A 9,699-nucleotide genomic window follows, 5' to 3' on the forward strand; every position below is an offset into this window, starting at 1 on the left:
GGGTCTTCGTCACCATCTCGATGGGCTCTTTGCCGGGCACGAAGGAGGTGAGGAAGGCGACCTTGGTGCCGTTCTCGGGCACCACCGGGACCGGATCGCGCGCCACCAGCGTCGCATGCGCGTTGGACACGACCGTGAACAGCCGGAAGACCTCGATCAGTCCGATCGAGACGAGCATGACCGCATCCGCCGCCGTCTCCCAGCGCGCGACGTACTCCCGGTGCACCCAGTGTCCGGGCTGCAGCAGCCAGACCAGGAGGACGGCCGAGACGACCGGCGCGGCCGCGAGCAGCAGGGCCGCGCGGATCCGGTGGCGCTCCTGGGCCAGCAGGCTGCGGTAGCGCACGCGATAGGGGCGGTCCGGGTCGGGCTCGGTGAGCGGCCCGGCCAATTGGCTGTAGCGCTCGTAGTCGTACACCTGGGTCTGCGATGCCATCGGGGCGCCCCCGCGGACTCGTTCGGACAAGAACGTCATGGGGCGATGACCCGAATGGCTTTCGTGGGCAGGTCATCGACCAAGAGGACAAGGTAACCAGCCCTTCGGCGGACGTTGTGTACATCGGATATTCGGCGTGCCCTGAGGCGCCGTGTCCCAGGAGCGTTGACACGCTTGGCCTATCCAGGCGCGTCTTACGTGATGTGGTTATTTCGATATGCGATGGTCTGGGTCGGTCGGATTATCTTGCGGAAAGCGGAGGATCAGTCATGCGGGATTCCTGGAGCCGTACGGGCCAGGGTGTGCTGTGCGCGATGTCATCCGTTGCCGTGGCGATGGCACTTCCGAACTCCGCTGCCGTAGCGGCGGTGAGGGAAGCTCCGCGAATTCCGTTCACCGAGCGCTACCGGGCCGTCCAGCACGGCGGTATTGCCCGGGCCGCCAATTCCTCCGCCACATGCGCCTCCGCGGCCGCCGGTTCGGACGCCTCCTGCTCTCAGGCACAGGAGGGGAGCAACGCCGTCAACGGCGACTTCCGCATGACCTACATCGATGTCGACAAGGACCCCAATACCTACAACTCCAGCCGGGCCGAACTGCGGCTCCCCGAGAACGCCACCGTGACCTACGCCCGTCTCTACTGGGGCGGAAATCTGCGGGTCGGGGAACAGAAGCCGTCCAAGGACAACGGCCGTGTGCTCTTCGCCGAGCCGGGCGGGGAGTACAAGGAAATCCTGGCGGACACCACCATCGGGCACATCACGGACGACGGGGTCGACGCCTACTCGGCCTCCGCCGATGTCACCCGCATCGTGAAGGACAGCAATCCGGGCGCTTTCACCGTCGCGCAGGTCAATGTCGCCATGGGGCACTCGGTGGCGGGCGCGTGGGGCGGCTGGACCCTGGTCGTCGCCTACGCCGACCAGAGCGCCCCGTTGCGCGAACTCGCCATCTGGGACGGCTTCGAGACCCTGACGCCCGAGCGGCGGGAGTACGCCGTGACCCTCGACGGGCTGCGGATCCCGGAGAAGGGCTCGGCCAGCCTCGGCGTCGTCGCCTACGACGGGGACCGCGGCGCCGGTGCCAACTCCCTCAGCGTCCGGGCCGGGAAGGCGCAGGCGGTCCGGCTGCACGACGACGCCAATCCGCGCGACGACGCCATGAACTCGACGATCTCCGACGGCGGGCGTCCCACGGCCGGCCGCCAGCCCTCGTACCGCAACACCCTGGGCTATGACTCCGACGTCTACGACCTGCGGCCCGCCCTCGACGGCGGTGCCGAGCAGCTGACGGTCGGCTTCGGCACCGAGGACGAGGGCTACCACATCGGCGCCCTGTTCCTGCAGGCCGACGCCAGCCGCTGAGGCGACCGCGAAGAGCACCCCGGCGGCGTCGCCGACGGGGCCCTGGTTCCATCCGGTCCGTGTACGGGGAGCAACGCGTGCCGCAACACAAGCGTGAAGGGCGCCGCCTGGCGGTGCTGCACATCTCCCAGCCCGTCGACGGCGGAGTCGCCCGGGTCGTCGCCGACCTGGTGCGCAGCCAGACCCGGGCCGGGCTGCGCGCCGTCGTCGCCTGCCCGCCCGGCGGCGTGCTCGGCGAGGCGGCGGCCGCGGCCGGTGCGGACGTACTTCCCTGGTCGGCGGTACGGGAACCGGGCGTGCGGCTGCCCCAGGAGATCCTCCGGCTCGCCCGACTCGTCCGGCGGGCCCAGCCGGACCTCGTCCATGCGCACAGCGCCAAGGCCGGACTCGCCGCCAGGCTCGCCGTACGCGGCCGGATTCCCACCGTCTTCCAGCCGCACGCCTGGTCCTTCGAGGCCGTCGGCGGGACCACGGCCGAACTGGCCCTGCGCTGGGAGCGGTACGCCGCCCGCTGGGCCACCCGCGTGCTGTGCGTCAGCGAGGACGAACGGCAGCGCGGCCGTCAGGCCGGGGTACCGGGCCGCTGGGCCGTCGTCCGCAACGGTGTCGACACGGACCGCTTCCGGCCCGCGGACACGGAGGCGAAGGAGCGTGCCCGGGCCGGTCTGACCGCACTGCGGGCGCTGCCGCGCCAGGTACCGCTGGTCGTCTGTGTCGGACGGCTGTGCCGGCAGAAGGGCCAGGACGTGCTGCTGCGGGCCTGGCCCGAGGTCACCGCCGCCGTGCCGGGAGCCCGGCTCGTCCTCGTCGGGGACGGGCCCGACCGCGACCTGCTGCGCGAGGCGGCGCCCCCGGGCGTGGTGTTCGCGGGGGAAGCCGCCGATCCTGCCGCCTGGTACGCGGCCGCCGACCTCGTCGTCCTGCCGTCCCGCTGGGAGGGCATGGCACTCGCCCCGCTGGAGGCGATGGCCTGTGGCCGGCCCGTGGTCCTCTCCGAGGTGACCGGCGCGCGCGAGAGCCTGGCCCCGGGCCACGCCCCCGCCTGCCTGGTCCCACCGGAGGAGCCCGGCGCGCTCGCCCGGGCGCTCACCGCCCTGCTGCTCGACCACCGGTTGCGGGACACCTACGGCCGGCAGGCCCGGGAACACGTACGCACCACCTACGACATCCGGCGCACGGCAGCGGCCGTCTCGCGCCTGTACCGCGAGCTGCTCCGCCACGGCCCGTGCGACCACGGCCCGCCGGCCGCAACGGGGCCCGGCGACCACCGAGGCCCCCTCGAGCGGCCCGCCCCGTACCACGACTCCAGGGAGCACTTCAGGCGATGACCACGGAGAACGCAGGGGTGACCGATCCCGGGCGGGTCATGTCGCTGCCGGTGGATACGAGCCGCCGCGCCGCGCCTGTCTTCGCACAGCTCCGCCCGCCCCGCCGCCCCGCACCCACCGGGCGGCAGACGCCCCCGTACGCCGGGCGCGTCGTCGCCCTGCTCGCCGCGGCCGACGCTCTCGCCGCCACGGCCGCCGCAGTGCCGCTCGGCGAGGTGCACCGGGCGGCCATGGCCCTCGGCCCCGCGCTGGTGGTCGTGCTGCTGCTCAATGCCCACAGCGGCCTCTACCGGCCCGGGCTCACGACCTCCGTGCTGGACGAACTGCCGCGGCTGCTCAGCCACTGCGCGATCGCCTGGTGCGTGGCGACAGCCGCCCTGGTGTGTGTCAGCGGGCCCGCCGCGCCCGGGTGGGTCCTGCTGATGGCGGTGGTGACGGCCCATCTGGTGTGCGCGTGTCTGTTCCGGGGCACGGTCCACGCCGTACGGCGGTGGAACAGACGGCGGCGCCCGCACTCGGGCCTCGTGGTGGGCGGCGGCCCGGCCGGCCGGCGCGTTGCCGCCGCCCTCCACGAGCACCCCGAGTACGGCATCCGTCCGGTCGGCCTGGTCGTCCCGGCCCCCGGCCCGGAACCCGACGCCGACTCCTCGCCTCCCGCGGAGTTCCCCGTACCTGTGCTCGCCTCTCCCGAGGACATCACCCGGGCCGTCATCCAGAACGCGGTACGCGACGCGGTGTTCACCCGGAGTCCCTGGGAGCACCCGATGGATGCCGCGCTCGTCCGCCTCTTCGCCGAGCAGGGCTGCACGGTGTGGCTCGTCCACGGCCGGCCGGCGGAGGACGCCGGACCCCGGCGCCCCGGCGGAGGCCCCGACCACCTCTGGGGCTTCGCCTGCCAGCGCCTCGACGCACCGCCGCGCCACCGCCTCGGCATCCTGGGCAAACGCCTCCTCGACATCGCGGTCGCCGCGCTCGCGCTCGTGGCCGTGTCCCCGGTCCTGCTGGCCTGCGCCGTCGCCGTACGGTGGGCCGACGGCCCCGGGGTGATCTTCCGCCAGGAGCGGATCGGGATGGCCGGGCGGCCCTTCACGGTGCTCAAGTTCCGCACCCTGCGCCCCGCCGACGAGCACGAGTCCGCAACGCTGTGGAACGTCGCCGACGACCGGCGGATGAGCGCCGTCGGCCATCTGCTGCGGCGCACCTCCCTGGACGAACTCCCGCAGCTGTGGAACGTCCTGCGCGGCGACATGAGCCTGGTCGGGCCCCGCCCCGAGCGGCCCTTCTTCGTACGGCAGTTCAGCAAGGCCCACCCCGGCTACGCGGCCCGCCACCGGATGCCGGCCGGTATCACCGGCCTGGCCCAGGTCCACGGGCTGCGCGGCGACACCTCCATCGAGGACCGTGCCCGGTTCGACAACCACTACATCGAAACATGGTCGCTCTGGCAGGACGTACGGATCCTGCTGCGCACCGCGGCCTCCCTCTTCCGACACGGAGGCAGCTGACGATGACAACACTGCCGATCCTCCAGGCACCGGCGCGTGCCCGCTTCGCGGGAGCGTGGCGGGTGCTGCCGGCCGTCGCCACGGTCCTTCTGCTCTGCGCCCCCGACCGGGACGAGCAGGACATCACCGCGGCCTTCCACATCACGACAGCGGACGTGGCCTCGGCCGTTCTGGTCGTGCTCTGCGCGGTCGCCCTGCTCCGCGACCGGCAACGGCCGCTGCCACGGGTCACCGTGGCCGTGCTGGGCGCGCCCGCACTCGCCTTCGCCGTGGCCACCATCGTGTCCCGGGACCCGGCGGTGAGCCTGCCCGGCTTCGTGCGCTACCTGCAGATCTTCGTCCTCGTCCCCGCCTCGGTGGTTCTTCTGCTGAGGTCCCGACGCGACTTCCGGTGGTTGGCGGCCGCGGTGATCGCCGTCGCCGTGTTCCAGGGCGCGGTCGGCGTCCACCAGTACGTCACCGGCACCGGCGCCTCGTACTCCGGGCAGGACATCCGGGCCGTCGGCACCTTCAGCCCGCTCGACGTGATGGGTATGGCGACCATCGTCGCCCACGGCATCGTGCTCGCACTGGCCCTGGGCCTGGCCCCGCCCGCCGGAAGCCCCCGATGGCTGCGCCCGGCCTCGCTGAGCTGCGCCGGACTCCTGCTGCTCCCGCTGGCCTTCTCCTTCAGCCGCGGCGCCTGGATCGCCACGGCCCTCGCATGCACCGTCGTGCTCGTCCTCGCCGGTCTGCGCACCGCCCTGAGCGCGCTGGCCGTGCTGTTCGCCGCCGCCGTCGTCCTCGTCTCGGGAGCGGGCGCGGGCTCCGCCCTCATCGGTGAACGGCTCACCAGCATCGTCCAAGTGACCGACACCCCCGACCGGTCCGTCACCGACCGGTACACCATGTGGGCCGCCGCCGTCTCCATCTGGCGCGACGCGCCCGTGACCGGCGTGGGCATCAAGGGCTTCCCCGCACACCGCGACGGACACGCGTCCATCGGCCTGTCCGCCAGCAGCGACAGCGGCGGGGCGGGGATGAAGTTCCGGCGTGTACCGCTGCTCACCCCCCACAACATGTATCTGCTCATCCTCAGCGAGCAGGGCCTGATCGGACTCACGGTCGTGGTCGGCAGCTGGACCGCGGTCCTGGTCCTCGGCGTACGGCGGCTGCGCCGGGACCACCGGAACCACCGGAAACCCCGCGACGTCCGGGGCCTCCGGCGCTCCGGCCGACCGGTGGACTGCGGACTCGCCGCGGTGGGCCTGCTCGTCTACCAGCTCGCCGACTTCCTGTACTCCGACATCGGCGGCCCGGAGACCGTGATCACCGCACTGACCTTGGGGATGGCGGCCTGGTGGGCGCTGGGACGTGACTCCGGCGACGCGGCCCCGGCGGCACAGCCGCAGCACACCCCGACGCACGCGGCGGCGTCCCGCCCGGCAGACGGGGCGGCACACCCATGAGCGACGCGGTGACCGTGCCGCAGCCGGCGGGCGGCGGGCTGGTGGGGACGACCGCGCCCGCCGGGGCTCCGGACCCGAAACCCGGCGGCCCCGAGCGGTTCATCGCCAGAGCCGCGGCTGTCACGGCCGCTCTCACCGCAGCCGGTGCCCTCTTCGGCCTCGTACGCGACCAGCTGATCGCCCACCTGTTCGGGGCGAACGGCGAGACCGACGCGTTCCTGGTGGCCTGGACCGTGCCCGAGATCGCCTCGACGCTGCTCATCGAGGACGCCATGGCGCTCGTGATGATCCCGGCGTTCAGCCTGGCGCTCTCCCGGCGCGCAGCCCTTCCCGGAACCGTCGGCGCCGCTCCCGCCGTGTGCGCGGGCAGCGACGACCCCGTCGGCCGGCTCGTGGCGTCGACCGCACCCCGGCTGTTCCTGGCGCTGGCCGGCTGCGCGGCGCTGATGGCCGCCGCCGCGCCCCAGCTCGTCCACGTCCTCGCGCCCGGTCTGGACGACCCCGGAACCGCCGTGGACTGCACCCGGCTCACCGCGGTCACGGTGCTCACCTTCGGCGTCGCCGGATACTTCAGCGCCGCCCTGCGTGCACACCGGCGGTTCGTGCCCCCGGCGGCCATCTACATCGCCTACAACACCGGCATCATCGCCACGGTGATCGCGCTGCACCACGCCGGGGGAGTACGGTCCGCCGCCGCCGGTGTCGCCGTCGGCAGCGTGCTGATGGTGGCCGTGCAACTCCCAGCGTTCCTGCGCCAGATGCCCGCCCGCGCTACCGGCAACCGCGCATCCCGCGCGCCGGACCGGCCCCGGGCCCGCCGCTTCCGCACAGGCCGGCCGGCCGTGCCGGCCGGTCTCGCCGTTCTCGCGCCCGTCGCGCTCTTCGCCGTCACCCGGCAGGCGCAGGTCCTGGTGGAGCGCTATCTCGCATCCTCGCTGCCCGCGGGCGCCATCTCGCATCTGAACTATGCCCAGAAGGTGGCCCAGGTCCCCATGGTGCTGTCCCTGATGGTGTGCACGGTGACCTTCCCGCTCGTCGCCCGTGCCATGGCCGACGGTGAGGCCGAGCGCGCCCGCCGCCGTGTCGAACGCGATCTGACCCTGGCCGGGCTCGTGGTGCTGCTGGGCGGCGCGTACGTCATCGCGTACGCCCCCCAGCTGATCGAACTCCTCTTCCAGCGGGGCGCCTTCGACAGCCAGGACACGACCGCCACGGCCTCCGTCATGCGCGTCTACGCGCTCGGCCTCCTCGGCCACAGCCTGACCGGGGCGCTGATCCGCCCCTACTTCTCCGCCGTACGCCCCACCTGGGATCCGGCCGTCACGATGGGCGCCGGCCTGCTGATCACCATCGTCGGCGCCCACCTCGCCGTACCGCACTGGGGGGTGAGGGGGATCGCCGCGGCCAACGCCCTCGGCATCATCGTCACCGCGCTGCTCCTGCTGCGCGGTCTGGGCACGCGCGGCATCACCATCGACGTGCGCGCGGTGACCGCCGGCCTCTGCCGTCTGGCCGTCGCCGCCGCGACCGCCGCCGCGGCAGGCTGGGCGGTCGCCCCCCTGACCGGCACCGCCCTGGAAGCCGCCGCGGCCGGCTGCCTCATCGTCCCCGCCGCGTTCACGGTCGCGGCCCTCTGTGTACGAGCCCCCGAAATCCCGCTGCTGATCTCCTCCGTCAAACGAAAGTGCCGTCATGCCCGCTGAACCCTGGCTGCTGATGTACCACTCCGTGACCGCGTACACGGGGGACCCCTACCGGATCACCGTTGCCCCGGACCGGCTGCGCCGGCAGCTGCGCTGGCTGCGGAACCGCGGCCTGCGCGGAGTGGGCGTCGCCGAACTCCTGCGTGAGCGCGCCGCCGGCCGCGGCGCCCGGCTGGTCGGTCTGACCTTCGACGACGGCTACACCGACTTCACCGAGAACGCCGTCCCGCTGCTGCGTGAACACGGCTTCACCGCGACCGTGTTCGCCCTGCCCGGACGGCTCGGCGGCGACAACGCCTGGGATCCGCTCGGCCCCCGCAAGCCCCTGCTCACCGAGGACGGCATCCGCGCCGCAGCGGTCGCCGGAATGGAGATCGGCTCCCACGGGATGCTGCACGTCCGCCTCACCGAGGCCGACGACGCCTGCCTGCTGGAGGAGACGGCCCACAGCCGCAAGCTCCTCCAGGAGATCGCCGACCGCCCGGTGGAGGGCTACTGCTACGCCTACGGGGACGTCGACCGCCGGGCCGTCGAGGCCGTACGCGCAGCGGGCTACAGCTACGCCTGCGCCATCGACCCCGGCCCGCTCACCGGCCCGTACGCCCTGCCCCGTATCCATGTCGGCGACCGGGACACCGCACTGCGGCTCTCGGTGAAGCGGCTGCTGCACCGCGTACGCCGCCGCGCCATGCCCGCCGGACCGGCCGTCACACCGCTGACCGGAGCCGGCCGATGAGGGTGCTGCACATCATCACCGGCCTCGATGCGGGCGGAGCCGAGCAGCAACTCCGGCTGCTCCTGCGGCATCTGCCCATGCGGTGCGACGTGCTCACCCTGACCAACCCGGGAGCGGTCGCCCGAGGCATCGAGGCCGACGGCACCCGCGTCATCCACCTGGGCATGCGCGGCAACCGGGATCTGTCCGCCCTGCCCCGGCTCGTACGGACCATCCGGTCCGGTGGTTACGACCTGGTGCACACCCACCTGTACCGCGCCTGTGTCTACGGCAGGACCGCCGCCCGGACCGCCGGTGTCCGGGCCGTGCTCGCCACCGAGCACTCCCTGGGCGCCGCGTGCATCGAAGGACGGCCGCTCACTGCCGGGACCCGCGCCCTCTACCTCGCCACCGAGCGTCTCGGCTCCGCGACCGTTGCGGTGTCGTCCACCGTCGCCGCCCGGCTGCGTGCCTGGGGCGTGCCCGGCCACCGTATCCATGTGGTGCCCAACGGCATCGACGCCCGGCTCTTCCGGTTCGACCCCGCCGCCCGCGCCGCGGCCCGCGTCCGCCTCGGCATCCCCGAAGGGGCCTTCGTCGCCGGGGCCGTCGGCCGTCTCGTGCCGGGCAAGCGGTATGACGTCCTGCTGCGGGCTCTCGCCGAACTGCCCGCCGTACAGCTGCTGCTGGCCGGTGACGGCCCCGAACGGAGCGCTCTCGAGCGGCTGGCCGTACGGCTGGACATCGCCGACCGCGTCCACCTGCTCGGCGAGCGTGACGGTGGCGGGGCGTGCGTGGATGCCGGTGATGCCGGGGTGAGCGCGGATACCGGTGGGGCAGGGATGTGCGCCGGCCCGGCACCGGACATTCCGGGGCTGCTCGCCGCGATGGACGTCTTCGTCTCCCCGTCCACGGAGGAGACCTTCGGCCTGGCCGTGCTCGAGGCCCTCGCGGCCGGGCTGCCCGTACTCCACGTCACCAGCCCGGCGATCGACGAACTGCCGGCCGCCGAGGCGCCCGGCGCCCGTCGCGTCGGTCCCGAGGCCCGGCAACTGGCCGACGCTCTGACCGAGTCCCGGCAGGCGTCCGCGACCGCCGGGCACCACCACCGCCTGCCGGCCCCCGCCGTCGAGCGCTACGACATCGCCCGCAGCGCCCAACGGCTGGCCGCCCTCTACGAACACACCGTGACCCCCGTGA

Annotated in this window: 7 protein-coding genes and 1 pseudogene; 7 read left to right on the forward strand and 1 reads right to left on the reverse strand. The window is 73.4% G+C overall.

Annotated elements, in window-relative coordinates; genetic code table 11:
• A pseudogene (locus tag ACTWQE_RS32605) lies at window positions 1-436 on the reverse strand (glycosyl transferase); the annotation flags it as partial.
• A gap of 269 nt (window positions 437-705) precedes the next feature.
• Here ACTWQE_RS32605 and ACTWQE_RS32610 point away from each other — a divergent pair.
• The 7 genes from ACTWQE_RS32610 to ACTWQE_RS32640 form a co-directional block, all read left to right on the forward strand.
• Window positions 706-1,800 carry a DUF3344 domain-containing protein gene (locus ACTWQE_RS32610; RefSeq protein ID WP_443332704.1) on the forward strand — a complete coding sequence of 365 codons (1,095 nt, stop codon included), beginning with the start codon at window positions 706-708 and terminating at the stop codon, window positions 1,798-1,800.
• Between the two features lie 77 nt (window positions 1,801-1,877).
• Complete coding sequence (locus ACTWQE_RS32615; RefSeq protein ID WP_443332705.1) at window positions 1,878-3,128, forward strand: glycosyltransferase family 4 protein; 1,251 nt, start codon at window positions 1,878-1,880, stop codon at window positions 3,126-3,128.
• On the forward strand, window positions 3,125-4,633 hold the full coding sequence (locus ACTWQE_RS32620; RefSeq protein WP_443332706.1) for a sugar transferase: 1,509 nt from the start codon (window positions 3,125-3,127) through the stop codon (window positions 4,631-4,633). The genes ACTWQE_RS32615 and ACTWQE_RS32620 overlap by 4 nt, the downstream gene beginning before the upstream one ends.
• Window positions 4,634-4,635: 2 nt before the next feature.
• Window positions 4,636-6,081 carry an O-antigen ligase family protein gene (locus ACTWQE_RS32625; RefSeq protein ID WP_443332707.1) on the forward strand — a complete coding sequence of 482 codons (1,446 nt, stop codon included), beginning with the start codon at window positions 4,636-4,638 and terminating at the stop codon, window positions 6,079-6,081.
• The gene (locus ACTWQE_RS32630; protein WP_443332708.1) at window positions 6,078-7,784 is read left to right on the forward strand and encodes a lipid II flippase MurJ; all 1,707 of its coding nucleotides are present in this window, start codon (window positions 6,078-6,080) and stop codon (window positions 7,782-7,784) included. Before ACTWQE_RS32625 ends, ACTWQE_RS32630 begins: the two co-directional genes overlap by 4 nt.
• Before the next feature lie 13 nt (window positions 7,785-7,797).
• Window positions 7,798-8,520, forward strand: coding sequence for a polysaccharide deacetylase family protein (locus ACTWQE_RS32635; protein WP_443332710.1), 723 nt, complete (start codon window positions 7,798-7,800; stop codon window positions 8,518-8,520).
• Window positions 8,517-9,699 (forward strand): glycosyltransferase (locus tag ACTWQE_RS32640; protein WP_443332709.1); only part of this gene is annotated, 1,183 nt, incomplete at its 3' end. The genes ACTWQE_RS32635 and ACTWQE_RS32640, both read left to right, overlap by 4 nt.

The organism is Streptomyces sp. 8N706 (genome assembly GCF_052245415.1).
In the GTDB taxonomy this organism is placed as follows: domain Bacteria; phylum Actinomycetota; class Actinomycetes; order Streptomycetales; family Streptomycetaceae; genus Streptomyces.

Bases quoted from the DNA above. Each gene is read 5' to 3' on its own strand.
- ACTWQE_RS32610 (WP_443332704.1), top strand. From the start codon at position 706: ATGCGGGATTCCTGGAGCCGTACGGGCCAGGGTGTGCTGTGCGCGATG.
- ACTWQE_RS32620 (WP_443332706.1), top strand. From the start codon at position 3,125: ATGACCACGGAGAACGCAGGGGTGACCGATCCCGGGCGGGTCATGTCG.
- ACTWQE_RS32625 (WP_443332707.1), top strand. From the start codon at position 4,636: ATGACAACACTGCCGATCCTCCAGGCACCGGCGCGTGCCCGCTTCGCG.
- ACTWQE_RS32630 (WP_443332708.1), top strand. From the start codon at position 6,078: ATGAGCGACGCGGTGACCGTGCCGCAGCCGGCGGGCGGCGGGCTGGTG.
- ACTWQE_RS32635 (WP_443332710.1), top strand. From the start codon at position 7,798: ATGTACCACTCCGTGACCGCGTACACGGGGGACCCCTACCGGATCACC.